Source organism: Idiomarina sp. (genome assembly GCF_048265525.1).
GTDB lineage: Bacteria > Pseudomonadota > Gammaproteobacteria > Enterobacterales > Alteromonadaceae > Idiomarina.
Genome location: NZ_JBLXBI010000002.1, coordinates 16450 through 41885 on the forward strand (window position 1 = coordinate 16450; position 25436 = coordinate 41885).

The window sequence follows — 25436 nt, forward strand, 5'->3', positions numbered from 1 at the left end:
GATATGAGTATTAACGGTCAAAGCGACAAACAGATCAAGCACAGTGTCATCAAAATTCTGAAGAATGACGTATACTCTAAATAATTCAATAACAAGGAGAGACCTATGTTCAATCCAAAGTTTGTTTTAACGGCAATGTTAACGGCGTCAGTAAGCACTGCAGCCATAGCCGAAGACGTCGAAACCGAACGCCATAAAGTGAGCGTTAGTACACTTGCTGATGGCTTTACTAACCCTTGGGGTATGACCTTTCTTCCTGACAAAAGTATTTTAGTTACCGAGCGCTCCGGCGACATCTACTGGGTATCTGCCGACGGCAGCTATCGCGAAAAGATAAGCGGAACACCGGAAGTAGTCGCACAAGGCCAGGGTGGTATGCTGGATATTACCATTGACCCTGACTTTGATGAGAATAACTGGATTTATATTAGTTATTCTGAAGCCGCACAGGACGATGGAAAAGGTAACAGTACCGCCGTTATGCGTGCGAAACTTGACGATAAAGAATTTACTGATAAAGAAGTTATTTTTCGTCAGGCACCTAAGTACGAAAGCAATAACCACTTCGGTTCTCGGTTAGTTTTTTCACCTGAAGGGCACTTATATATTACTTTAGGTGACCGCTATTCACGCATGGATGACGCGCAAACACTGGATAACCATCACGGTAAAGTGGTTCGTATCTGGCCTGATGGCAGCATCCCGGAAGACAATCCTTTTGTTAACGATGACAACGCTCTGGATGAAATCTGGTCGTACGGTCACCGCAATGTACAAGGTGCCGATATTCATCCTGAAACGGGCAAGCTGTGGACTGTAGAGCATGGCCCACAAGGCGGTGACGAAGTAAATATTCCGGAAGCTGGCAAAAACTACGGTTGGCCAGAAGTCACCTACGGTGTTGATTACGGTGGTGGCATTATCAGCGAAGATGCAGTAAAAGAAGGCACTGAGCAGCCGTTTTATTATTGGGTTCCGTCCATTGCAACGGCCGGTGCAACCTTTTACACCGGTGACGCGTTTCCCGAGTGGAAAGGCGATTTCTTTGTCGCAGCTTTGAAAAGCTCACTGGTTGCTCGCCTGGACTTATATGAAGGCCGCATGATGCATGAAGAGCGTTTATTTGAAGATGCTGTTGAAGCTCGTATTCGTGACATTAACCAAGGCCCTGACGGTTACCTCTATTTATTAACCGACCAGTCTGATGGCGCCATTATTCAAATAAAACCGGCGGATTAATTATGTTGTATTCAGCTGTATTAAAAAAACTCACTTACACGGGGCTGCCTTTATTGGCGGCCTCTTTCGTTGTTCACTCCGCAGACGTAGATGAGACCGTTGTTGTTACAGCGACACAAAGCGAAACCCCATGGCTAACCACCGCGGCCAGTATAGACCGGGTAAGCGTGGAAAATACCTTACCTTCTATGAAAATTGACGCTGGCGATGCTTTAGCCGGTGTGGCCGGTATTCAGGCGGACAGCCGCTACAACTACGCGCAGGATACACGCCTGGTGGTCCGCGGATTTGGTTCGCGTGCAGCCTTTGGGGTGCGGGGTTTGCAGTTAAATGTCGATGGTATTCCATTATCTATGCCGGACGGCCAGGCACAAACTTCGAGCATTTTTCTCGACAGCATTGATTCGCTGGAAGTATTGCGCGGCCCGTTAGCGACGCTTTACGGGAACTCCGGTGGCGGTGTGGTTGAATGGTTCAGCCGCAAGCCAACAGAAACTGCGTTGGAATGGGGTGGACAGTTCAGCGAGAATGATACTCAACGGTACAATGTTAATGCCCAGTGGGCAACCAACACCAATCAGCTTCAAATTCTAGCCTCAGATTTTCAGACCGACGGCCCGCGCAGGCACAACTCTGCCGAGCGCCAGCAGCAGGCGATACGCTGGTATCATCAGTGGGACGACCAGAACCGTTTTGTTATTCGTTACGACAATAACGATGCGCCATTATTACAGGACCCCAGCGCACTAACGCCCGAAGACTGGCGCGAAGACCCAACTCAGACGGTACAGCGGGCGGTTGATTTCAACACGCGGAAAGATATTCACCACCGTCAGGGATCTTTTAGCTGGTTCCACGAACGCGATAATGGTGAGGGCTTATTATCACTGTGGCAGGGCGATCGCGATATTGAACAGTTTCTGCCGTTTGCCGGTGACGGGAACACCAGTTCTGGTGCCGTAATTGACGTTTCCCGTCAGTTTGAAGGTGCCCATGCGCGCTGGCGTCAGCGCGGTGTCAACTGGTCAGCTACCGTGGGGGCGCAATTAGAACGCCAGCAAGATCACCGCTTTGGTTATGTGAATGACAACGGTGAAAAAGGTGACTTGCGCCGCAACGAATTTAACTGGATTGAAAATGCATCAGCTTATCTGCGTTTTCAGTGGCAGTTGTCGGAAGAGCTTTCAGCAACAGGCGGAGTTCGTTACAGCGACATCAATTATGAGGTAGAAGACTATTTTACCGAACTGGATAATTCCGATGACAGCGGCAGCAGCGACTTTAGCGAGACCACGGCAGCAGTTTCAGTTACCTGGCAGTTTCTGCCTACCTCGGCGACTTATCTGAGCATCGGGCAGGGGTTTGAAACGCCGACACTGACTGAGCTGGCATACCGGAATCAGGGATCGGGTCTGAACCGCGAACTGGGCCCTTCGACAAATGATCAGTGGGAATGGGGTATCAAACACCAACTACCACAAGACTGGCGTCTGCATTTCGCTTTCTTCGGTATTAAAAGTGAAGACGAAATACTGGTGGATCAATCAAACGACGGCCGCACGACCTACCGCAACGCGTCGGAAACCTCGCGCGAAGGTGCTGAACTCAGTATTAACGGCGCATTAACGCAACAGTTAGACTTACTGCTTTCATACAGTTACATTGATGCGACCTTTGATAATGGTCCGTTGCAGGGGAATCAGTTGCCCGGCGTAGCAAAAAGTCAGGGGTATTTACGTCTTAACTGGCAGCCCACAGAGCAGTGGCTGGTTCAGTTAGCTGGTCAGTACCGTAACGAGACACCGGTTAATGATGCAAACGATACCTTTGCACCCTCTTATACGACCTGGGATATCGCCGTAAGCCGCGATTGGCAATGGGCTAAGAGCGAGCTGGATGTATGGGCTCGGGTTGATAACATTACGGACAAAGACTACGTCGGAGCTGTTGTGGTTAATCAGGGCAGCGGACGTTCATTTGAACCTGCAGTAGGCCGGCAGGCAAGCGTCGGCATTAGTTGGCGCCGACGCTTTTAAGCCAATTACAGGCTGGCTCTTAACACATCGAGCAGGCGCTGTGCGGTCTGCTCAGATGAAGCAGGGTTCTGACCGGTAATTAACATACCGTCCTGTACAGCGTATGCCTGCCAGTCATCCACCTTACGATAATGGCCGCCTTTGGCGGTCAACTCGTCTTCCAGCAAGAACGGAACCACGTCGGTCAGTTCTACTGCGGCCTCTTCGCTGTTACTAAAACCAGTAACAGTACGCCCCTGAACGAGCGGGTCACCACTTGGGGTTTTCACATTTAGAAGCACAGCCGGTGCGTGGCAAACAGCAGAAACTGGCTTACCCTTGCTCCAGAAATGCTCAATCAACTTAATAGAGTGCTCATTGTTGGTTAAATCCCACAATGGTCCGTGACCACCCGGGTAGAAGATTGCGTCGAAACCCTCAGGATCAACTTCATCAAGCTTACAGGTGGTCTCTAATTTTTGCTGAGCCGTCTCGTCTTTTTCAAAACGCTCGGTTGCTTCAGTTTGCGCATCGGGCGTTGTGCTGTTTGGATCAATCGGTGGCTTACCGCCCTTAGGCGATGCCAGAGTCACATCCACACCAGAATCGGTAAAAACATAGTACGGAGCTGCAAACTCTTCTACCCAGAAACCCGTTTTATGGTCTGTGTCACCGAGCTTATCGTGTGAGGTTAATACCATTAATACTTTCACTTAGTACTCCCGTTAGATGATTCAAAAACTTAGTATAGACTACGTGCTTAAACGCGCGTTTGATCACTCGCCATGCTGTTCCAGCCAACGGTATAAGGTGCGCCTTGTGACTCCGAGAATTTCGGCCGCTTTAGATTTATTCCCCTCGGCATGAGACAGTACCTTACGAATGTACTGATTCTGATATTCATCCAGAGTCGGCCACTCGGTGCCATACTCCACGTCGGGCTCATGCTCACTATCCAGGATCCTTTGCGGTAAATCTTCAACCGCTATTTTATCGTCTCTGGAAAAGGTAAAAGCACGCTCAATAGCATTTTGTAGTTCACGTACATTGCCCGGAAAGCGGTAGCTATAAAGTTGTTCCAGTGCAGCCGGAGAAATACTGCGAACCGTTTTATCGCTGTTCTTCTGCAACTGCTGTAAAAAGTAATTAGCTAAGCGCTCTATGTCCTCACCGCGCTCGCGCAAAGGTGGCACTCGTAAACTAAAGGTTTCCAGACGGTAAAATAAATCCTGCCGAAAGCGCCCGTCTTCTACCTGTTGCTCTAAGTCCTGGTGGGTTGCAGCCAGGATCCGGACATTCACCGTTTCTTCTTCGTCGCTACCCACAGCGCGAATCGTGCCCTCCTGCAAGACACGTAGCAGTTTGGCCTGCAACGCCATTGGCATTTCGCCAATTTCGTCCAGTAACAAAGTACCGCCATCGGCCTGCTTAAGCAGCCCCTGACGTTTTTTCTGAGCACCGGTAAACGCGCCGGCTGCGTGACCAAAGAATTCGCTTTCCATTAAATCGGCAGGAATGCCCGCGCAGTTCACCGCCTGAAAACTCTGCTCAGCACGGTCACTTAACTGATGCAGTGCCTTGGCCACCAACTCTTTACCCGTACCGCTTTCACCGGTAATTAACACGCTACCGTCTGCCGGAGCAATGCGCTCTATCTGGTCATACAGTTTACGCATTGAAGGGCTTTGTCCAACTAATCCCCCGGGGCCTTTTTGTTGCTGGCGATACCGTTTAAGCTCACGCTGCAATGACCGATGTTCTAAGATCCGTTTGACGCTAAGCAATAAATGCTCAACATCCAGCGGCTTGGTTAGAAAGTCATCGGCTCCTTGTTTTAGTGCATCAACCGCCTGATCAACCGTACCAAAAGCGGTGATTAATAACAGCGCGGGCGAGTTATCTTCATTTTTTAAACTTTCTAGTAAAGACAGACCTGACAACCCAGGTAAGCGGATATCGCTAATAACCAAATCCAATGGCGTTACCGATTTTTTAAAGGCTTCAACACTTCCCCAGGCCGTAACTTTATAGCCTTCGGCCTCCAGTTCTTCAACCAATAGCTCCTGCAGAGCAGGATCATCCTCAATTACGCCTATCATGGCTTTTGCTGCGGTCATTCACTACCTCCTTTGGTAACTGCTTGCCGAAGGCATTGCGCAGGTAAACTCAGGGTGACCCGACAGCCACCATTAGGGTTATTTGTTAAAGACAATTCCCCGTTATGATCATTTAATACGTGTTTAACTATGGTTAAACCAAGCCCGGTACCTTTGCCCTGAGGTTTATTGGTTTCAAAAGGCTGTAAGGCTTTATCTTTCATCGACTCGGGCAAACCTTCGCCGTCGTCATCGATGGTGATAATAACGCCCTCATCAGCAAACTCAGCTGCCACTAAAACTTCCGATTCAGCGGCCTGCAAACCATTGCGAAGAACATTCACCAACGCCAGTTCCAGTCGCTTGATATCCACTTTCAGAATAACGTCGACAAGCTCCTTAATGACCACTTTGGCCGATCCTTTATCCTGCTCAAACTCGATGCTGGTCATGGCTGTTGCTATCAGGTCACGTAGAGAAATGGCTTCGCGCTGCTGTACCGGCGTGCGAGAGAAAGCCAGCAACTGGTTTACCAACCCGGTTAACCGCTGCACCTGGCCTCTTACTGCCTTTAGCTGGCGCTGACTGTCTTCGTCTTTATGGTTGCGTAATAATCGGCTTGCGCGTCCGTCAATAACGGTAAGCGGAGCACCTAACTCGTGCGCAACACCACTGGCGACACTCCCAATAGCTGCCATTTTTTCCTGCTCTCGTAATGCCTGTTGCAGAGAGGCCTCGTGCTCCCGACGCTGCTCCAGCTCTTGCTCAGCCTCAGTGATACTATCAAGCATACGGTTGAAACCCTGAGCAACCTCCTGCAATTCTGACGGGCCAGCCGGTGTAACCCGTGTACTGCGATTCCCTTCAGCTACCCGCAACATCGCGTCTTTAAGTGCAACCACGTGCCGACCAACACCGCGATAATGACCAAACACCAACACCGCAATGGTAATTAAGCCGAACGCCGCCCAGCTGAGCCAAGCGTACTGACTCAGTGTTTTAAAGGACTCATCAAAATCACTGGCACGCCGGTTTATTTGTAATAAACCAATAATTCGACCACCACGGTCAACAATAGGCAGGAATTGAGAGAAAACATCTCGCCCTTCTACTCGTCGGTAGTCGTCTTGCTTGACGCCTGTCTGGACGGTTTGCAGCGCCAGCTGACTATTACTTAAATCGGTTTCAGTAATACCTGCTTCCGCTACCTGCTGACCATACACGTTATACACCGAAGCGCCGTAAACCCGGCCAATATTGAACACCGAGTCCAGGTTAGCCTGGACTGTGGACAAATCGTTATTCAGCAACGCATCACTAATGGGTAAGCTAATGGCTCTACCGAGAAGCTCCAGGTCGCTCTTTAAACGCTCATTAGCTTCATCTGATGCAACCTGTAAACCGACACTTATTGCCACGCCGGAAATCATTAGCATAGGCACAACAACATAAATAAGAAGTCGCCGCTGCAGGCTGGATAGTGACCAACTGTATCTTTTTGTCACACTGCCTCCTTTGACTGTGTACTAAGGATACACATTTTTAGGTAGATTTTCTGGCCAAAAACCGCCCATAAATAAAAGTACATATAAATCAGCAACTTGAAAAATTGGCACAGTCTTCGCTTTAGTTAGAGCGTAATTAAAACTGATAAATTCATTTAGGAGATTATCATGCAAAAGACAATTATCGCATTAGCAACTGTATTCGCACTGGGTAGCACTGCCGCAATGGCTCAAGAGCAACAAGCTCAAGACCCAATGGCTCAGCAACAACAGCAGCAAACTCAGGAAATTACTGAAGGTATGCTGGTTAAGTTTGCAACCGCTATGGAAGATGTTCAGGGCGTTACTGAAAAATACCGTGACCAGTTCCAGGAAGCTGAAAACCAGGAAGAAGCTCGTGAGATTCAACAATCTGCACAGGAAGAAATGATTGCAGCAGTTGAAGACGCTGGCCTGACTCCACAAGAGTACAACATGATTATTCAGCAAGCGCAAAACGACGAAGAACTTCGTGGTCGCTTAGAAGAGCTGACTGGTGACGAAAACTCTTAATCGACTCATTGATAAGAACACCAAGACCCGCGACTCGTTTAAGTTGCGGGTTTTTTATTTTTAGCCCGCCAATAACCCATAAAATTACAGTTTCGACTAAAGTCGAATATGTCTTGTTTTAATCCCCGGTATTTACAGTTAATACACTTGACCAAGTGTTACTATAATGTAATAAAAGGCTGTGCCTTGTTCATTTTGCACACAGTTTAATAGTGAAAAACCCAGGGAGAACAATAATGACAACAAGTTTTAAATATTCTCTTTGTGCATTGGCTATAGGTGCAGCTTTCACCGCATCTCCCAGCTTTGCACAACAAGGAAACAGTCAAGCAGACGATGACGACCTTGAACGTATTCAGGTTACTGGCTCAAGAATTTCACGAACCGATATGGAAGGCGCTTCTCCGGTAGAGGTAATTGACAGAGAGAGCATTGAAGCTTCAGGTTTTAACAACCTACAACAGCTATTAGAGCGTTTACCATCGGCAGGTGTGGGAACCTTCTCTACACAAGGCAACAGTCAGGACACCACAGCTAACGGTGCAGCGGCTATCAGTTTGCGTGGCTTTGGTGCGGACTCAACACTGGTTCTGCTAAACGGACGCCGAGTCGCTGTGTCATCATTTGCAGAAGGCGTAGCCAATTCCTTTGTTGATATCAACTCAATTCCGGTAGCTGCCATTGAACGAATTGATATTCTAAAAGACGGCGCGTCAGCAATATATGGGTCAGACGCCGTAGCTGGTGTGGTTAACATCATTTTAAGAGATGACTTTGTTGGTACAGAATTAACCGCCAGTCACGGTGGCACCACTGGTGATGTTAACTACGAAGAAACCAGTATGAGCCTGGTCTGGGGTACTGGCGACGACGACAGTAACACCACAATGATTCTGGACTACTGGAAAAATACCTCAATAACCGGTGCAGAATTTGGCCGGAATGGTACGGCAAATCAGAGCCCATGGGGCGGTAACGATTTCCGTTCATCGCGAGGTTTCCCAGGAAGCTTTATTGTAGACGGTGAAGAGCAAGCGGATCCGGACTGCCCTTCAGACTCATTAGTTGGAACACGCTGTGTTTTCGATTACGGGCCTTATGCTCAAATTTTTCCGGAAGCTGAACGCGTGGGTGCAATTGTTCAATCTCGAAAAGAGTTTTCAAGAGACGTAGAAGGCTATATTGAAATCGCAGCTCAGCACAACCGTTCGAAAGCAGGTGGAGCACCAACTCCTCTCGATGCTGACGCCGGACTCTATGTGCCAGCCGACCACCCTAATAACCCCTGGGGCGAACGTGTTGATATTAACTTTTTTAGAACAGTTGATGCAGGTCCCCGTATTTGGGACGTCGAGTCTGACACCCTCCGCTTTATTGCTGGGCTAAGAGGGAACTTAGGCGGCTGGAACTGGGATGTTTCCTATCAAAAAGGACGTAGTGAAGGTATGCAGACTGGCTCTCGTGAGCAGGGTTGGGTGCGTACCGATTTCTTACAAGAAGAAATTAACGAAGGTAACTACAATCCGTTTGGTGGTACAGTCAATGATCCCGATGTAATTAACGATATTACTACATCACTTGTGCGCCGTGGTAAGTCACACTTGACTGCCATTGATGCCAGTATCGCGGGCGAAGCTTTCCAGTTGGGTGAACGTTGGGTCTCCATGGCCGCCGGCCTTGAATACCGTGAGGAAGACGTTTTCGACCAGCCGGATGACCAGTTTCAGCGTGGTTTAATTTTTGGTACTGAGTCTGTACAAGCTGAAGCCGAGCGCGATCAATGGGCAGCCTATGTCGAATTCCTAATTCCAATTACCGATCAACTAGAAGCAACGGTTGCTGGACGTTACGACGACTACAGTGACTTTGGCTCAACCTTTAATCCACAGTTTAAGTTACAGTGGCGTCCAACTGAAGACGTAACCTTACGTGCATCATACGGTGAAGGTTTCCGTGCCCCATCACTTGCACAAATCGGCCTTGGTCCGTCACAAGTGTCAACTTTCTTCACTGATACCTATCGTTGTGAAGCGGATCAAGAAAGCTGCGTACCACTTGACTACACTATTGTTTTCTCAGGTTCTGAAGGATTAGAGCCAGAAGAGTCTTCGAACTACAACATCGGTGGTGTCTGGCAGGTTAGTGACGCTTTTGATCTCTCTGCCGATTACTGGTCAATTGAACAAGATAACAAAATTGTTCAAAACGACTTTGAGAACGTCTACGCGGAACATTGTAATGACCAAGACAGTGAAATCTGTGAGCGCCGCGACCCATTACCAGGCGATGAGTTGGGTGAGCTAGCAACCCTTTACAATACCTATGTTAACCTTTCCAGCCAAGAAGCTGCAGGGGTCGATTTTTCTGCTAACTATAATTGGGAACTACAAGACATTGGCGATGTTCGCTTAGGGCTTGATTGGTCTTATATGAGTAAGTTTGAAAAAGACGGTATTGATTACGCCGGTGAGTACGAGTATCCAGAACACCGTTGGACTGCCCGCGCGGAGTGGTCTCGTGATGCGTTAGGCGTTAATTTGAACCTGAACTACATTGGCGAGTTTGAAGACTATCAGGCACCAGCTGAAGTTGAAGCGAGTAAAGCTCGTACCGTTGATAAGCAGCTGCTTGTAGATTTACAAGCTTATTACGATGTAACGTCAGAGCTTCGTTTAACTATAGGTGCAACTAACCTATTCGACGAAGAACCCCCAGAAGCATTTAACGATGACCTTTACGGCTATGCATCAAGCGTTCACAACCCTCGTGGTCGCTTTGTTTACTCGAAAGTCAGTTACTCGTTCTAAAATCTGACATTTAAAGTTCTGTAAAATCCGTAATCAGTTAACTCTGGTTACGGATTTTTTTGATCATCTCTCCTATGCTTTACGTAGGCCTAACTAGAAGAATATTCTTTAACGCAAGGAGAAAGCGAAGTGAAAGCATCCGATTTATTCGTAAAAGCACTTGAAAACGAGGGTGTGAAGTACATTTTCGGCATTCCCGGCGAAGAAAACCTGGACTTACTTGAGTCCCTCTCAAAATCCAGCATTGAACTCATTTTAACCCGGCACGAACAGGGTGCTGGCTTTATGGCTGCCACCTATGGTCGACTGACCGGCAAACCCGGGGTGTGTCTTTCTACCTTAGGGCCGGGGGCAACCAACTTAGTTACACCGGTGGCCTACGCGCAACTCGGCGCTATGCCTATGGTTGTTATTACCGGACAAAAACCCATAAAGGAACGTCATCAGGGTCAGTTCCAGATCATTGATGTGGTCGACATGATGACTCCCATTACCAAATACACTCAGGCGATTATTAGCGCCAGCAGTATTCCGGCGCACATCCGTGAAGCTTTTCGCCGCGCTGAAGATGAACGCCCCGGCGCTTCTCACCTGGAGCTCTCGGATGATATCAGTCGTGAAGAGGTCAGCAGCCTTCCGATAGAAGCCAGTCATTCGCGCCGCCCCATTACCGAGCACAAGTCGGTTCGTCACGTACTCAATCTGCTGCGTGAGGCCAAACATCCGGTGCTACTGATAGGAGCTGCTGCCAACCGGAAAATTACGGCGAAAATGCTGCGCGCGTTTGTCGATAAAACCGGTATTCCTTTTATTACCACTCAAATGGGTAAGGGTGTTATTAACGAAGACCACCCACGCTGGCTTGGTAATGCGGCGGTTTCCGATGGCGATTACCCACACCGCGCCATCGAAAAGTCTGACCTGATTCTTAATGTCGGGCACGACGTGGTGGAAAAGCCGCCCTTTATGATGAAAACCGGCGACAACGATAACCGTAAAGTCGTACACATTAATTTTCAGGGTGCTCAGGTTGACTCGGTTTACTTTCCTCATGCCAGCATGATCGGCGATATTGGGAATAGCATTTGGCAATTGAAAGAAGGGATTGAGCCGCAGAGTCACTGGGATTTCGACTTTATGCTGAAAGTTCGCGATCATATGCGCGACCACACTGATGAAGGCGCCCATGATGGCAGCTTTCCGGTGTTACCCCAGCGTCTGGTAGAAGACGTGCGTGAAGCGATGCCAGATGACGGTGTCATTGCGCTGGATAACGGCATCTACAAAATTTGGTTTGCCCGTAATTACCCAGCCCGTCAGCCGAATACTGTGCTACTGGATAACGCTCTTGCCTCTATGGGCGCGGGCTTACCGTCTGCAATGGCCGCTAAGCTGGTTAATCCGGAAAAGAAAGTCATGGCAATATGCGGTGACGGCGGTTTTATGATGAACTCTCAGGAGCTTGAAACCGCTGTGCGCATGGGGCTGGATATTGTTGTCGTTATCTTAAACGACAGTGGCTATGGCATGATCAAGTGGAAACAGCAGCATATGAAACTGAGCGACTACGGCTTAGATTTCGATAACCCGGATTTTGTGAAATATGCAGAGTCTTACGGCGCTAACGGCTACCGCTTAGATAAAACCGAAAACCTGATACCGCTGTTAAAAGACTGCCTGAACAAACCCGGCGTACACCTTATTGATGTACCCGTGGATTATTCACAAAATGACCGGCTGCTGAACGAGGAAATACCCGAACGCAGCCGCGCCATTAAAGATATTTAAGAGCGGCCAGGATCAGTATCCGCGAAGTAAGGATAGTCGTTTAACTTATCGACAAAAGCCTGAAGTCGCGGATACTTATCCAAATTAAAACGCTCGCGGAAAAGCCCCCAGCTTAGGAAACAACCCAACCTCAGTTCACCATCACTAAAAGGATGCGGACCTTCATACGCCACCGCATGGTCTTTATCTTCCATTAACTGCAGTATGTCATCAATACGCTGCTGCTGGCGCTTAACATACTTAACACTGTCCGCTGTTACGCCTTCTCTCTCCAGCAAAAACACGTTAATTGCCGAATCCATCGCCGTATTGACCAAACAATACTGGTCAAAATCTTTTACATCGGCAAAGAAGCGCTCATCCGCCTTGTCCCGCACGTATTTTAGAATGCTGGTAGAGTCGTGCAAGCGTAAGTCATTGTGGTGAAGAAAGGGAACCTTTTTCGCCGGGCTTAATTTGGCACTGGTTTCAAAATCCGTTTCGGTAAATGAAAACTTTGTCTTGGTCTCAAGTAAAGCAATACGGCAATGTCTTACGAACGGCGAGGTATAACTTCCGAACAATTCCATGATCTTCTCCTGTTAATGGTCTCGACAAGCTTCGTCAGGGTATTCCAGTTCAATGGTGGTATGAGCTAACTCAAACACGGCCAACTTTTCCGATATTTGCTGCTTTAAAATTGCGCGCTCTGAACATTCCAGTCCTTTTGATACCACAATATGCGCCGTTAATACATGACGCTCGCCATCCAGTGACCAAAAATGCAAATGGTGGGCGTCTTCAACCAGTTCCAGCGAGGTCAGTTGTTCACGTATTTTCCGGTACACTTCAGGGTCTGGAGAGGCCTGCACAAAGAGCTTCACGGTAGAACCCAGGTGACGAATAACGTTAACCAGAATGAACAAAGTGAAGCCAATAGACAGCAAAGGATCAAGAATAGGCCAGTCGACAAACATTAAAATAATCGACACAATTAAAACCGCCACCCAACCCAGAACATCCTCTAATAAGTGCCAGTTAAGTACGCGTTCGTTTAACGATTTACCATGGGACAACTTAAACGCCGCATAGCCATTCACAATAACGCCGAATACCGCCAGTAACGCCATACCTTCCGCCATCGGCATTACCGGATCCCATAAGCGAGGAATGGCCTCAAATAAAATCCAGATTGAGCCTGCAGTCAGTACAACCGCGTTAATAAAAGCGCCAACCAGAGACAAGCGTTGATAGCCATAGGTAAAGGTCTGCGTGGCATCTTTACGACTGAATTTATCCAGCAACCAGGCCATGCCAATGGAAATACTGTCGCCGAGATCGTGCACCGCGTCAGCTAAAATGGCTGTACTATTGGTTAATATTCCACCGATAAATTCAATCACGGTAAAGCACAGATTAAGGAAAAACGCCCAACCAATTCGCTCCGATGAGCTCTCGTGGTGATGATGGTGATGGTGCATAACGACCTTAATTGTTGATTAATTGCGCTTGTGAAGAATAAAAAATACGCAAAAATGACAGTTTGATTATAATTTAACACTTTTTCGTAGGGCAAATGAACTATTGCCTATAAAAACTTAAACGTGCAGAATCCCGCCAAATTTAGATTTCTCTAAATTACGAAGATGTAAACTTTCTCAGGAGCTTTAAATGAAGTATTATTTATCGGCTTGTATAGGTGCAGCAGCACTGCTTACTGGCCTCCCGTCTCAAGCACAAGATAAAATTAAGTGGAGTGGTTTTGGTAATATTGCCGCGGGTATGACGACCGGCAGCGATGACCAGCTATTCGGCTACGACAATGATCTGGATTTTAATCCGGAAACCCTTTTTGCACTCCAGGCAAAAGCAAATTTGTCCGATAAACTAACCGTTACAACACAGCTTATGTCCCGCGGTTCCGACGACTTCGACCTTGGCGTTGAATGGGCTTACCTGCAATACCAGTTAACCGATTCTACCAGCGTCAATATGGGTAAGTTACGTTTACCACTTTACATCTATTCAGATTCACTGGATGTAGGCTACAGCTACCACTGGCTGCGCACACCGCAAAGCGTTTATCGCGTGGCCTTTGATAATTACACCGGAGTCAGTGTCCAACATAACGCTTTTGTTGGTGACTTCATTTTCAACACGCAAGTTATTGCCGGTACAGTAAAAGACGATGTTGAAGCAGGTGGTAGTGAGCTGTCTCAAGCAGAGCTCAACAACCTGATTGGTTTTAATGCCAGCGCCATCTACAACAATCTGACCATGCGTATTGCGTATTATCAAACCAACGATACCAATGTTCATCTTCAAGAGATTGATACCTTATTAACATCGTTGGAACAAATTGGTGCCGGTGATGTTGCTTCGGAACTGGAAGCTTCTGAAGATAAAGGCTCATTTGCCGGCGTCGGTTTTATGTACGACAACTTCAACTGGTTTGTTGGTGCAGAGTACACACAACTTGAAGTTGAAAACAGTTATATACCCAAACAGCGTTCAAGCTACATCACTGCCGGTAAACGCTTTGAGAATTGGTCATTACACGCCACCCTTGGCCAAACAGACGATGAGATAGTTGACGCTGAGCAACGGTTCACAGTGCCTGCTCCACAATTACAAAACATTGTTAACCAAGTACTAGGCGGTGTTGTGAACGAAGCCACTTATAGTTCCGTTGGTGTTAACTTTAACGTCGCTCCTGGCGCGGTATTTAAATTTGACGTCACGCATTCCGATGACAAGCGCACAGATGCGTCTGACGTGTTGGTTTCCGCTGCTGTTCAATTTGTATTTTAAGGAATTATGATGAAAAAATTAGTCGTACTTCTCATCTTGGTAACGGCATCAATATTCAGCGTTCCAGCATCCGCCCAAAACGGTGTGGTTGTCTCGCAGACTGAAATCGACGATGCCTCTGTGCCACGTATTTATCTTGGTCAGTCTCGTGTATTAAATGGTGTGAACCTGCCGGAAGATTCTGCTGTTCGTAAAGCCTTTGAAGAGAAGCTTTTAGGGCAAAGCGGCGAACAACTGAAGCGTCACTGGGCTAAGTTAAAATTTACCGGTCGCGCTACGCCACTTAATGAATTAAACGGGGACGACGCAGTTCTTGAGTATGTTTTAAACAACCCTCAGGGTATTGGCTATATCTCTGATAAAAGTAAAGTGACAGATAAATTGAATATTATTGCCACTTTCTAACTTCCTGAACCTCCGGTTTTTGCCGGAGGTTTTATTTTGCCACTTGATTTCGCCCATTCTCTTTAGACTTATACAATGCAGCGTCTGCCTTTTCCAACCAATTTTCTGCAGTCGAAAATTCATCCGAAAACTCCGCAACTCCAGCACTAATCGTTAACTGTAATTGTTCATTGTTATGCTCTTTACCCAAAGGCAGTAACGTGTTCTCTACTTTCTCTCTCAGACGCTCGGCCACTAAGACACCTTCATTTACTGAAGTGTGCGGTAAGAGTATGACAAACTCCTCGCCACCGTAACGGCCACAAATATCGGTTTCCCGCTGACTGTCTAATATGATCTTCGCTATCAACTGAATAGCCTTATCACCCAGTTGGTGCCCATAGGTATCATTAACGGCCTTAAAGTGGTCAATATCCATCATGACAACCGAAGCGGTGTCGTCATAACGCTGACAACGAAGAAACTCTTGCTCGAACATATTTTGCCAATGCCCGCGATTAAACAACTGAGTTAAAGCGTCGGTTTGACTGATTGTTTTCAGCTTTAATAAGTTATTGGCTTCATCGCTCACATCGTAAACCAGCGCACAAATGTGGTTAATCTTCTTATCTGTGGAGAACAACGGAAATAGCGTCACGTTCTGAAACATGAGATCAGATTTTGCGGTAAAAGGCCTGGTATTTTCAAAGTTCAGAATATGAGGTTCCTGTTGCCAGTTACAGTGCGCCTGGATCCCCAGCTTTAGTACAGACTCAACTTTGTATTCGAACCAGCTTTCAGGCAGGGTTGGTAGTAACTTGAACAAATTTTTGTCTTTGGCAGCGACGCTGCTTATACCACTGTGGTTTTCCATAAAGCCATTCCATACTTTGACTTCATAATCCCTGTCAAAAACCACCAAACCCACTTCGATATTCTGAAGAATTTGTAGTACCCAATGTAAGTTGCTGATATCTAGTTCATCTTTACTCATCGATAAAGTACCCAGCTCTTTCTTCAAGTGCGGCAATTGAAGCTTCAGTAAAAATAACAAAGAGATCGCAATTAAGATTATAATCAGGGATCTCGTAATCGATGGTGATAATTAAAACCTGTTTATCCTTAACGTCCTCTTTAAAGACATTATTGATCGTTTCGCTCATTCCCAGAAAAGCAGGCTGACTAATGTTTAGCTCTAAATCGAGTTGAGAAGAGAAGCTTTTCAAAAAAGCCGCTATAAGGGTTGAGGCCACATCCAAAAAGACACTTTGGCTATCGTCCTGAAATTCATAACCGTGGTAGTCCGAGAGTTTAGATGGCAAGTCATTAAACGTGCGGTTGTCGACGCATAAAATAGCTTCTCCCGCGATAGCATTACCAACAAAGCCTTCAGACACCATATTAATCCGGTAATTTTCGTCATGAAGTTCATGAATGAGTTGATCGTAAGGCTGCTTAGCGACATCAGGGACCGGCAGTTGAATAAAAGAACCCAACATATCACCAAGCAGCTTAGCGGCATCACCAAGGGCGATATTGCTCATTTCTTTTAAAATATCGGTAGGTTCAATGTGCCCGGTCTTAGCTTCTTCGCGTCGATAATTTTCGGGTGACAGTTCTTTAATGAGCCCGTAGCGCTCAAGTAAACTGTGTAACTCCTCAATTACAATCGGTTTTTTAATAAAGCCTAAGGCGCCTAACTTTTCAACCTCTCGCTGGGAGGCTGCTTGTATATCACCGGAAACGACGATGGTGAGACAGTCCAGCTGCTTTTCCTTAATCCTCCGCAATACCTCAAAACCATCCATTACAGGCATGGTTAAGTCCAGGAAAAGCAGTTCTGCCAAACCCTTTTCTACTAAGTCGAGTGCCTCTTGCCCATTCTCAGCAAAGCGCACCTCAATATTCCAGCCCTTCGGCAGAGCAAGCTCAATACTTTTACGAGCAACTTTCGAATCATCACAAATAAGAACTTTCATAGTCTAAACATGGCATATGAGAGCCAAATGGTTAAGTTATTTTATGGTTTTCTTACCATTAAGTTTTTAGAAAGCTCATGCCTCACACCAGTTTAGAACTGTATAAGGGGCTCGACACGAAAAACTAACTGTTATAATATAACATTACGTTTTTAATTGAGTTGTGTTGCACCCATGAAATACCAAGCAGTTACCCTAAGTTTACTCTCTATCATGAGTACAGGCTCGTTCGCGCAAGAACAGGAGTCTTTCGAACACATTGAAGTCAATTATCGTCAGGCTTACCGCGGAGATGTTCCTGTTTCAGAAATTCCTCAGGCAATTACTACGCTGGACCGCAGCCTGGTGGATGATATTAATATCTCCCGTTTTCGCGATGTTTTGCTGTTTTCTCCGTCAATTGCTTTGCAAAACGACGGCGGTAACTTATGGGATAGCTACTCCATGCGCGGATTCCCGGGTAACGAAAATGTGCCGACCGGTTATTTAGTTAATGGTTTCTCCAGTGGTCGCGGATTCGGCGGGCATCGGGACGTTTCCAATATTGAGTACGTAGAAGTTCTGAAAGGCCCGGGCTCTGCTTTGTATGGCCGCTCGGACCCGGGAGGAGTTATTAACGTGGTTACCCGTAAACCACAATACGCCCCGGAAGGGTACTTGAAGACCTCGCTTGGCAGTGATGATCGCTATCGCCTTGAAGGTGACTACACCAGCGGTCTTAGCGATAGCCTCTCCATGCGGATAAACGGTGCACTACAAGATGACGACAGTTTCCGGGATCATGTCAGCAGTAAGAAAAAGGTGGTTAACCCGTCGCTACGCTGGCAGCTAGATAAAGACACTTCCATACTTTATGCCTTTGAGTTCATGCAGCAGGAGCAGCTGTTTGACCGCGGCATTGTAGTTTTAGATAACAACATTAAAACCGTTCCACGAGACCGTTTTTTGGGTGAACCAAGCGATGACCCGACTAAAATCAGTTCACAAGGCCACCAGTTAACCTTTGAGCACTATCTGCAAAACGACTGGTTTTTAACCGGTGGTATTAATGCCAGAAGCACAAAGTTAGACGGCTACTCGTCGGATGCCGAGCTGTCCGGCTCGCGCCAGAAACTGTTTGAAGACGGTCGCACTCTGACCCGTCAGCACCGCCGTCGTGACTACGACTCCGATGATTTATCATTAAGGCTGGAATTAAGCGGTAACGCGGAATTATTCGGTATGACCCATCACTTATTAATGGGAGCCGACGCATACCGTTATGACTTATACACCTTACTGGCTCGTGCTCGTCCGGAACCCGGTACTTACGAGCTGGATATTTTTAACCCTCAGTATGGTGCAGCTAAGCCAGAACTTCAGACTCAGTACATTAACGATGAGAATCAAAAAGGCTTCGGTTTGTACCTGCAGGATCAGCTTGAGCTTAATGACCAGTGGCACCTACTACTGGGATTAAGACTGGATCAATACACACAAGAAACCTTAGAGCTGGTGTCAGGTACGGAATCTGAACAGGATGAAAGCCGGGTTAGCCCGCGCGTGGCACTGAGCTACCTGCCAACAGATAACCTAACCCTGTACGCCAGTTATTCAGAAGGCTTTGTTCCTATTAGCGGCACCGACTTCGAAGGTCAGGGTTTTGACCCGGAAGAGAGCGACTCGGTAGAACTGGGCATGAAATATTCCGCTAATGGTTTTCGCTTAAACGCCGCTATTTTCGATGCCACCAAAACCAACATTCTTACGGATGACCCGGCTCACCCAGGCTATCCGGCTACGCTGGGCGCTGCAACCAGTAGCGGGTTTGAAATAGAAGGGGGCATGTCGCTAGGCAGTTACACCGACTTACGGGTTGCCTACAGCTACATAGACAGCGAAACAAAAAATGATATTACCGTTTACGACTGGGGCGTGAATGTCCCTGCCGGTAGCGACCTGGTAAATATTCCTCAGAATACCTTTAACGCCATGGTTAAACACGATCTCAGGCACTGGCAAATTAATGCTGATATAGGGCTTACCGCTCGCTATGTGGATGACCGTTTAGGCGCTACGGTCGATCAGTCGTATCGTCTGCCCAGTTATCAGGTGTTCGATTTGTTCTATACACACCGGTTAACCGACAACACCGAATTACAGATAAACGTTGATAACCTTTTTGACGAGTATTACATGTCGAACGCCTACTCTGCGCTTTGGACAACACCAGGAGCCCCAAGACAGTTTTCAATGAGTCTGACTTATGAATTCTAAAACTATCACGCAAAGAATTAACAGTATTGATGCGTTGCGTGGCCTGGTCATTATATTGATGCTGCTGGACCACGCACGGGAACGGTTCTTTTATAACCACCCGGTTGCTGACCCAATGATGCTGGAAACTACGGAACCCGGTTTATTCTGGAGCCGTTTTGCGGCACATTTTTGTGCACCCATATTTGTGTTTCTAACCGGCCTTTCAGCCTGGCTATATCAACAAAAGCATGACGGTTCAGCTAGTGTCGCTCGCGAGTTTTTATGGAAGCGCGGACTGTTCCTGGTGATCTTAGAAGTTACGGTCATTAACTTTTCCTGGTTTGGCGCCTACGAAATACTGTACCTGCAGGTGATATGGGTTATTGGTCTGTGCATGCTCATTCTGGGTGCCTGTGTCAATTTACCGTACCGGCTTCTGTTTGCGCTGGGCCTGCTTATTGTCGCAGGGCACAATGCACTGGACTTTATCCAGCTGAACCCCGGTGAGTGGGGTTATACCGCCTGGACCATTCTTCACGACCGCGGCTATATTTTGCAGTCCGACGCATTATCAATACGAGCCAGCTACCCATTATTGCCGTGGATAGGCGTTATTTTGCTGGGTTACGCAGCCGGACCTTTGTACTCCAAATCCTTCTCGTCCGAGCGCAGAGCCTATTGGTTATTGGGGCTAACAGCCTTTTGTCTCGCCAGCTTTCTGTTGCTGCGTGGTTTTAATATCTACGGCGAGACGCAACTCTGGTCTCAGCAAGAGAGTTTAGCCGCCACTGTGCGGGCTATATTCAATGTGACTAAGTACCCGCCATCGCTGAATTTTCTGCAAATAACCTTTGCCGGCATGTTCGCCATGTTGTACCTAATGGAGCGTTTACAGGGAAAATGGACAGAAGTTCTGACCGCTTTCGGTGGCGCACCCATGTTTTTCTACATAGTCCACCTTTACGTTTTATTGCTGCTTTATACTCTGGCTACCGCAATTTTAGGGGCGCCGGAGGAAGGCTTTATGAGTCTGCCCAACATTTATTGGGTGTGGTTAACCACCATTGTGCTGGCCGCCTTACTGTACAAGCCGACGCAAGTGTTTAACCGATACAAACGTCGCAGCAATAAAGCCTGGGTGAAATATTTATGATGGTTAAGGAGAAAGGAATGAGTGATCGACTCGGTATGTTTTTCTCTGGCCTGTGTTTTGTCCATTGTCTGGCAACGCCAGTAGTGCTTATTTTTCTGGGAGCCAACTCGTTAGTAAGTACTCTGGAAACGCCTTTGTTTCACCGGTTACTATTGCTCCCGGTGTTAACCATGGCGATATTTCAGGGGTACTATGCCTGGAAAAACCCGCAGGCTAAGCTCAGTCGGGTACTACTGCCGCTTGGTTGCTTAGCGGTCGTTATTGCCCAGTTTTTTCATGGCCCAGTTGAAATTTTACTCACTGTTATTGGTTCGCTGACCTTAATTAGTGGTCACTTTTTTCATTTAAAGCACGAGCACTGCGCGGATCAGAACTGACCCGCGCTACTTGTAAGATAAAAGCCCATTCCGCCTAGCAGCCAAAGAACACTGATACCACACAGCCCATTCATAACCTTGTCGCTCAACGAAGAAGAGCCGCCATGGTCATGGTGATGATGATGTTCGTGTTCTTTTTGCTTCTGTCGCCAAAGCACAACCATAACCACGCTCAGCAGTAAGAAAATAAGGTTCAGAACAAAGCCATAGTCCAACTTAAAGTGCTGTTGTTCAGCCGGAGAGGACCACTGCGAGGCTTCCGGTAGTAGATCAAACGCCAGTAAACCATAATGCATAGCTAAAGACGCCGCTACCAGGCAGGTAAATAGCATTAAGGTAATATACAGTGCCATTTTCCAGCCATAATAACGCGCATTAATTTTAACCACCGGCAGTACAATTAAATCGGAGAAAATAAACGCCATAACCCCGGCAAAGGCCACACCTTCACCAAACAAAACGGCCGCTAATGGAATGTTGCCCATAGAACCAATAAAAGTGAAAAATGCAGCCACCGGACCCACTACCGCTTGTTGAAGTAACGACCAGAAACCCGGGTCACCCTCTGTACCCACACCAATAAACAACCATTCAAAAAACGCACTAGGCACAAAGGCTGAAATAACGCCGGCAACGGTAAAACCAATTAGTACGTCTTGCCAGACCATTTGCCATTCCATTACGTACTTTTGGCCAACTTTCTGCCAGGTATCCTTACTGAAAAGATCCGATAATGTGCTCTCGTGTTGATGTTCGTCGTCCTCTTCGTCTTCTTTTCGCGCATTCTTAATCAGGTTTTGAGGGTTGGTTAGCGTAATAAAGAGCCAGACGAATAGAATCAGCAACAACCCGCCAACGTATTCACCCACCACAAACTGCCAGCCAAGGAAAATAGAAATAACAAAACCCAGTTCAATAACCAGGTTCGTGGAGGCCAACATAAAGGCCATTGAAGCACTGAACGCCGCTCCTTTGTTAAACAAAGCCCGGGTGGTTGATAACGCAGCAAAACTGCAGGAACTGGAAATAAAACCAAAAAAGGTGCCAAGCGACACCGACTTCAAGTCATTACCGCCCATAGCCTTGCGCATTCGCCGCTTGGTGATAAGCACTTGGATTAAACTACTGATCAAATAGCCTAATACAAACGCCCACAACGCCATCCAGAAAAATCCCAGGCTGGTGTAAGCCGATTCGCCCCATAGCGATAGAAAGTTCTCCATGCTGGCTCCTTGGTCTGGTTAAATTATTTTAGAATTCAGGCTATTAAAATAAAAGTATGACTACATTCAAAATAGTAGCTTACGTTAAGCCTGTCCAAAATTGATCAAAGCCATTTTCCATAGCAAGCAGATTTTATTCAACTTATTGCTATGCCGGCCGTTAACCTTTATAAACCTTGTTAAAGTGGCTTCTCACGTGACACATATTTCAATGAATGCCTTAAACACTATGCAGCTTAGTGGCAAACTAAAAAGCATGAACCAAAGCAGTTTCGTGGCACCGTCGCCAAGCCCAGCACCTTTGCATGAGACTTTAACAACGCTAGCGCAAGATCAGGCGAAATCCGCACTCAATACGCCTGCTGACCACTCAGAATTTACTCTTAATCGCCCAAAAAGCGACCCTTACGAGCTGTATCAAAATGACCCTGAATTAAGAGCGAAAGCGAAAGTGCTGGCCGAGCGTCTAGATGGACCGATTATTGAGTCCAACAATAATCACTTCTTTTATCAGGGCGGCATGCGAGATTTCTTACGCGCAGGCTTACTGACCAATACTGACTTTATTGATATGACATCTTCTTTAAGCGATAAGGCTTTAGAAGACTTTGCACAAACGATAAAAACTCTATATTTGCCGGCCACAGAGAACTTCACTTCCCACAACGAAGCCAAGCGCACCTATCAGGATAAAGTCGCCCAGTTTACTGACGTTTTATTGAACAGCAACGAAACGGATCGTAACGCCATACTGGAAAAAGCAGCTAGTTATGCTGAACAAGTGGACAAAGGCCATCTGAGGGCGTTTAAAACAACCGTTCTGTCGCAAGATTTTAGCCAACTCAGTAAGCTGCAACGTTATCGTGACGACACCTCTGCGAACAACCTGCACAACTATATCACTGCGGTAATTGATTCGGATAACCCGGTAGCCCTGACTAAACAGCTCGGAAAAATGAGCGATGAGGCACAAGCAGGGCTATTGAGTGTTTCTGGTTTAGATACAGGCCTGGGTGAGCGCTTAGCAAAACTCATGGGCTCAGACGCTAATCAGGTTCCGGAAAGCCTGTTAACTGCGCTTGCCGAAATTATTGGTGAGATAAAAGTGCCGATGATACCACTGAAAAATTATGGCCGTGCATTAACGGGTGATAAAGCCCTATTAAAGGATAACTGGCAAAGTCAGGGCCGAGACTTTGCACTGGACTCTGTCACGAACATGATCTCGATGATGGAGAAATATGATTTCTCGGATAAACAGCTCGAGAGCATGGGCACGGATCTAAACGCGCTCTCCAACCCGGAAAAACGTGCTTATATAGAAATCACCACCACCGGTTTAGATTCCATGCTTAAACAAAAGGTATTTAACCGGATCAACAAGCCAAACCTTGATGAAGCGATGCATATTGTAGACACCCTGCGCCAGGATAAAGACGTTATTTCTTTAGTTAATCGTGCTCAGTATCATGATGTAACCCTGGTTGAGCGCCCATATATTGAGGAAGGGCTGACAGTCGTTGCATTGGAAGGCGCTGCGGTTTTCCAGGATATGAATACCGCGATAGATAATTCGCGGGTACTACTTGGAGCGACAAACAACGTTAAAATGGAGAACGGTCACTCAGTAAAAGGGCATGAGTCTGAAAACCTATACAGTGCCAAAGCCTTTGCTGATTACAAAGCCGATGTTGGCAACTTGGTCACTACATTGGTCGCCTTTGAAGAAACTCGACATGACAGCACAGCTGAAGAGAAAATGACCCTTACTGAGTTTACCGAATCGCTTACAGATATGCATTCCGGCATTCGTGATGAAATGACAGAGCGTGTTAGCACGCAATTCGCTTCTGACGAGTTTCGCTCAAAAATGACAGAAAACACACAATTTGCGTTTTTCTCTAGCCTAGTTCAGCAAATGGTTTTTGAAACTAGGCGCGACTTCGGAGAATCCTCTGGCGTAGAATAACGGTTTTACTCGCCGCAACTCAGAACGTTTTCCCCGTTAAGGTTAAAGCCCTCTTTCCATAAAGCAGAAATTCCAGCTTCAAGGAAGTAAGGGCAGGCATTGTTTTCGAATTCCTGCTGGCTGATTTCGCCCTCAGAGCCGTCTTCATAGTACTCTTGCACAAAAACCGCTTTGTTATTTTTCAGGAAAGTGTCTTCGTAACTGACGCATTCATTCCCGTAGGCATAACACTGTTCGTTTACGGCAAAATCAAAGTCATTAACCAGTTCATTCAGTTGGTCTACATCGTTCTTTAAACCAATGCTTAACCCCCGCGAATGTGCGGCATTTGCTAACCATTTATTGTAATTTAGCTGATCATCGTAAGTGATAATGCCCTTTGTCTCGTCAGTGTTGATATAGCCGTCAACATTGTCAGGTTCAACCGCATCACAACCTGCAGATTGAGCTAGGTCCAGACGCGATTCCATAATAGGTTTGATGTTTTCATTCAGGACAGCTTCGTTATTTATGTCCAGCCATACCTCACCCGGCCAGTCCGCCATTTCACCATCGGCAATAACTGCGTCTTCCGAAAACTCATTGGCATCGGTCCGCCAGTCTTCTCGGGTTCCGGCACTGAAATAACAAATAACCCGTTTACCGTTGGCCTTTAATGAACTGATAATGCTTTCGTCGCCACCCTCTGAACCTTCAAATAAGTCGATATCGAATGCCTCGACGTCCTTGTTTATATTCAGATTGTCGTAGTTCTCGAGCTGCCAATACCAGCTTGTTCCTGGCTTGGGTTGCCATATGCCAGATTCCCCATTATCCGTATTTTCTGACGACGAATCGGAGTTACAGGCGGTCAATTGCGAACAGGCTAAAACCAATAAACTTACAGCAGTCCAGTTTCGGTTAAACATTGGAGTGTTTCCTTAAGTGATCACTCGGGGATTATCAGGCTTTGTCGGGTGGGCGGCAACTCTATTCGCACAACTCTGCCAGCAATTTAATTTATCCTAACGGAACGAGAGTATTCAGAGAGACGACGATAACCTCGAAGATGACAACTCGAGAAACCAAGCATGTCGTTTAAGAGAGTTCGTTGAAGGTATTAGTGATTCAGCTTCCTGAATTAAAGGCACAATGCAGATGCTGGTCGTCTGCTATAAAAAATAGAGCCGGACGATTCAGGTCGCTGGTGGCCATCAACGCTAAAAAACCTTAGCCTGCAAGGAGTTACATCAGATAGCCTAATCTTCTTGGCCTTTCGATTTCAGGATTACATATATAAAAACGAGCAAGGCAGAAATTAAAATAACTAACTGAAACCATA

At 46.8% G+C, this 25436-nt stretch carries 20 protein-coding genes; 11 read left to right on the top strand and 9 right to left on the bottom strand.

Annotation, left to right across the window (positions count from 1 at the left end; translation table 11 throughout):
• Positions 1–105 precede the first annotated feature (105 nt).
• Both ACN0TF_RS05615 and ACN0TF_RS05620 read left to right on the top strand, forming a co-directional pair.
• A complete protein-coding gene (locus ACN0TF_RS05615; protein WP_417441125.1) occupies positions 106–1239 on the top strand; it encodes a PQQ-dependent sugar dehydrogenase in 1134 nt (377 codons plus the stop codon).
• Positions 1240–1241: 2 nt separating this feature from the next.
• On the top strand, positions 1242–3275 hold the full coding sequence (locus ACN0TF_RS05620) for a TonB-dependent receptor family protein (RefSeq protein WP_417441126.1): 2034 nt from the start codon (positions 1242–1244) through the stop codon (positions 3273–3275).
• Between the two features lie 5 nt (positions 3276–3280).
• Here ACN0TF_RS05620 and ACN0TF_RS05625 read toward each other — a convergent pair whose 3' ends face one another.
• The 3 genes from ACN0TF_RS05625 to ACN0TF_RS05635 all read right to left on the bottom strand — a co-directional run bounded on the left by ACN0TF_RS05625 (position 3281) and on the right by ACN0TF_RS05635 (position 6855).
• Positions 3281–3967 carry a type 1 glutamine amidotransferase domain-containing protein gene (locus tag ACN0TF_RS05625; protein ID WP_417441127.1) on the bottom strand — a complete coding sequence of 229 codons (687 nt, stop codon included), beginning with the start codon at positions 3965–3967 and terminating at the stop codon, positions 3281–3283.
• A gap of 63 nt (positions 3968–4030) precedes the next feature.
• The gene (locus ACN0TF_RS05630; RefSeq protein ID WP_417441128.1) at positions 4031–5371 is read right to left on the bottom strand and encodes a sigma-54-dependent transcriptional regulator; all 1341 of its coding nucleotides are present in this window, start codon (positions 5369–5371) and stop codon (positions 4031–4033) included.
• Positions 5368–6855 carry an ATP-binding protein gene (locus tag ACN0TF_RS05635; protein ID WP_417441129.1) on the bottom strand — a complete coding sequence of 496 codons (1488 nt, stop codon included), beginning with the start codon at positions 6853–6855 and terminating at the stop codon, positions 5368–5370. The genes ACN0TF_RS05630 and ACN0TF_RS05635 overlap by 4 nt, the downstream gene beginning before the upstream one ends.
• A 168-nt stretch (positions 6856–7023) precedes the next feature.
• On the opposite strand from ACN0TF_RS05635, the gene ACN0TF_RS05640 reads away from it, so the two are divergent.
• The 3 genes from ACN0TF_RS05640 to ACN0TF_RS05650 all read left to right on the top strand — a co-directional run bounded on the left by ACN0TF_RS05640 (position 7024) and on the right by ACN0TF_RS05650 (position 12002).
• Positions 7024–7407 carry a DUF4168 domain-containing protein gene (locus tag ACN0TF_RS05640; RefSeq protein ID WP_417441130.1) on the top strand — a complete coding sequence of 128 codons (384 nt, stop codon included), beginning with the start codon at positions 7024–7026 and terminating at the stop codon, positions 7405–7407.
• A 236-nt stretch (positions 7408–7643) separates the two neighbouring features.
• The gene (locus tag ACN0TF_RS05645) at positions 7644–10214 is read left to right on the top strand and encodes a TonB-dependent receptor (protein ID WP_417441131.1); all 2571 of its coding nucleotides are present in this window, start codon (positions 7644–7646) and stop codon (positions 10212–10214) included.
• A 129-nt stretch (positions 10215–10343) separates the two neighbouring features.
• Positions 10344–12002 carry an acetolactate synthase large subunit gene (locus ACN0TF_RS05650; RefSeq protein WP_417441132.1) on the top strand — a complete coding sequence of 553 codons (1659 nt, stop codon included), beginning with the start codon at positions 10344–10346 and terminating at the stop codon, positions 12000–12002.
• On the opposite strand, the gene ACN0TF_RS05655 is transcribed toward ACN0TF_RS05650, so the two are convergent.
• The gene (locus tag ACN0TF_RS05655; RefSeq protein ID WP_417441133.1) at positions 11999–12571 is read right to left on the bottom strand and encodes a glutathione S-transferase family protein; all 573 of its coding nucleotides are present in this window, start codon (positions 12569–12571) and stop codon (positions 11999–12001) included. The genes ACN0TF_RS05650 and ACN0TF_RS05655 overlap by 4 nt on opposite strands.
• A gap of 12 nt (positions 12572–12583) precedes the next feature.
• A complete protein-coding gene (locus tag ACN0TF_RS05660) occupies positions 12584–13462 on the bottom strand; it encodes a cation diffusion facilitator family transporter (protein ID WP_417441134.1) in 879 nt (292 codons plus the stop codon).
• 190 nt (positions 13463–13652) lie between these two features.
• Between ACN0TF_RS05660 and ACN0TF_RS05665 the strand changes: the two genes are divergently transcribed.
• Positions 13653–14792 carry a hypothetical protein gene (locus ACN0TF_RS05665; RefSeq protein WP_417441135.1) on the top strand — a complete coding sequence of 380 codons (1140 nt, stop codon included), beginning with the start codon at positions 13653–13655 and terminating at the stop codon, positions 14790–14792.
• 6 nt (positions 14793–14798) lie between these two features.
• Positions 14799–15197, top strand: a complete 399-nt coding sequence (locus tag ACN0TF_RS05670; protein WP_417441136.1) for a phosphate ABC transporter substrate-binding protein — start codon at positions 14799–14801, stop codon at positions 15195–15197.
• Positions 15198–15228: 31 nt separating this feature from the next.
• Here ACN0TF_RS05670 and ACN0TF_RS05675 read toward each other — a convergent pair whose 3' ends face one another.
• Complete coding sequence (locus tag ACN0TF_RS05675; RefSeq protein WP_417441137.1) at positions 15229–16170, bottom strand: GGDEF domain-containing protein; 942 nt, start codon at positions 16168–16170, stop codon at positions 15229–15231.
• Positions 16163–17155 (bottom strand): response regulator, encoded by a 993-nt coding sequence (locus ACN0TF_RS05680; protein ID WP_417441138.1) that lies wholly within the window; start codon positions 17153–17155, stop codon positions 16163–16165. Before ACN0TF_RS05680 ends, ACN0TF_RS05675 begins: the two co-directional genes overlap by 8 nt.
• Before the next feature lie 174 nt (positions 17156–17329).
• On the opposite strand from ACN0TF_RS05680, the gene ACN0TF_RS05685 reads away from it, so the two are divergent.
• From ACN0TF_RS05685 to ACN0TF_RS05695, 3 genes are read left to right on the top strand one after another with little or no spacing between them, the layout of a single operon-like run.
• Positions 17330–19411, top strand: coding sequence for a TonB-dependent siderophore receptor (locus tag ACN0TF_RS05685; protein WP_417441139.1), 2082 nt, complete (start codon positions 17330–17332; stop codon positions 19409–19411).
• Positions 19401–20546 (top strand): DUF1624 domain-containing protein, encoded by a 1146-nt coding sequence (locus ACN0TF_RS05690; protein WP_417441140.1) that lies wholly within the window; start codon positions 19401–19403, stop codon positions 20544–20546. The genes ACN0TF_RS05685 and ACN0TF_RS05690 overlap by 11 nt, the downstream gene beginning before the upstream one ends.
• Before the next feature lie 17 nt (positions 20547–20563).
• Positions 20564–20923, top strand: coding sequence for a MerC domain-containing protein (locus ACN0TF_RS05695; protein WP_417441141.1), 360 nt, complete (start codon positions 20564–20566; stop codon positions 20921–20923).
• Here ACN0TF_RS05695 and ACN0TF_RS05700 read toward each other — a convergent pair.
• A complete protein-coding gene (locus ACN0TF_RS05700; RefSeq protein WP_417441142.1) occupies positions 20914–22146 on the bottom strand; it encodes a permease in 1233 nt (410 codons plus the stop codon). The genes ACN0TF_RS05695 and ACN0TF_RS05700 overlap by 10 nt on opposite strands.
• Positions 22147–22342: 196 nt before the next feature.
• On the opposite strand from ACN0TF_RS05700, the gene ACN0TF_RS05705 reads away from it, so the two are divergent.
• On the top strand, positions 22343–24115 hold the full coding sequence (locus ACN0TF_RS05705; RefSeq protein WP_417441143.1) for a hypothetical protein: 1773 nt from the start codon (positions 22343–22345) through the stop codon (positions 24113–24115).
• Between the two features lie 5 nt (positions 24116–24120).
• Here the strand turns inward: ACN0TF_RS05705 and ACN0TF_RS05710 are convergent, their stop codons facing one another.
• Positions 24121–25023, bottom strand: a complete 903-nt coding sequence (locus tag ACN0TF_RS05710) for an endo alpha-1,4 polygalactosaminidase (RefSeq protein WP_417441144.1) — start codon at positions 25021–25023, stop codon at positions 24121–24123.
• Positions 25024–25436: the final 413 nt, after the last annotated feature.

What these genes read in the sequence shown, in the direction of transcription:
- ACN0TF_RS05615 (WP_417441125.1), top strand. Translation starts at nt 106, where the DNA reads ATGTTCAATCCAAAGTTTGTTTTAACGGCAATGTTAACGGCGTCAGTA.
- ACN0TF_RS05620 (WP_417441126.1), top strand. Translation starts at nt 1,242, where the DNA reads ATGTTGTATTCAGCTGTATTAAAAAAACTCACTTACACGGGGCTGCCT.
- ACN0TF_RS05630 (WP_417441128.1), bottom strand. Translation starts at nt 5,371, where the DNA reads ATGACCGCAGCAAAAGCCATGATAGGCGTAATTGAGGATGATCCTGCT.
- ACN0TF_RS05640 (WP_417441130.1), top strand. Translation starts at nt 7,024, where the DNA reads ATGCAAAAGACAATTATCGCATTAGCAACTGTATTCGCACTGGGTAGC.
- ACN0TF_RS05645 (WP_417441131.1), top strand. Translation starts at nt 7,644, where the DNA reads ATGACAACAAGTTTTAAATATTCTCTTTGTGCATTGGCTATAGGTGCA.
- ACN0TF_RS05655 (WP_417441133.1), bottom strand. Translation starts at nt 12,571, where the DNA reads ATGGAATTGTTCGGAAGTTATACCTCGCCGTTCGTAAGACATTGCCGT.
- ACN0TF_RS05660 (WP_417441134.1), bottom strand. Translation starts at nt 13,462, where the DNA reads ATGCACCATCACCATCATCACCACGAGAGCTCATCGGAGCGAATTGGT.
- ACN0TF_RS05665 (WP_417441135.1), top strand. Translation starts at nt 13,653, where the DNA reads ATGAAGTATTATTTATCGGCTTGTATAGGTGCAGCAGCACTGCTTACT.
- ACN0TF_RS05670 (WP_417441136.1), top strand. Translation starts at nt 14,799, where the DNA reads ATGATGAAAAAATTAGTCGTACTTCTCATCTTGGTAACGGCATCAATA.
- ACN0TF_RS05675 (WP_417441137.1), bottom strand. Translation starts at nt 16,170, where the DNA reads ATGAGTAAAGATGAACTAGATATCAGCAACTTACATTGGGTACTACAA.
- ACN0TF_RS05680 (WP_417441138.1), bottom strand. Translation starts at nt 17,155, where the DNA reads ATGAAAGTTCTTATTTGTGATGATTCGAAAGTTGCTCGTAAAAGTATT.
- ACN0TF_RS05685 (WP_417441139.1), top strand. Translation starts at nt 17,330, where the DNA reads ATGAAATACCAAGCAGTTACCCTAAGTTTACTCTCTATCATGAGTACA.
- ACN0TF_RS05690 (WP_417441140.1), top strand. Translation starts at nt 19,401, where the DNA reads ATGAATTCTAAAACTATCACGCAAAGAATTAACAGTATTGATGCGTTG.
- ACN0TF_RS05695 (WP_417441141.1), top strand. Translation starts at nt 20,564, where the DNA reads ATGAGTGATCGACTCGGTATGTTTTTCTCTGGCCTGTGTTTTGTCCAT.
- ACN0TF_RS05700 (WP_417441142.1), bottom strand. Translation starts at nt 22,146, where the DNA reads ATGGAGAACTTTCTATCGCTATGGGGCGAATCGGCTTACACCAGCCTG.
- ACN0TF_RS05710 (WP_417441144.1), bottom strand. Translation starts at nt 25,023, where the DNA reads ATGTTTAACCGAAACTGGACTGCTGTAAGTTTATTGGTTTTAGCCTGT.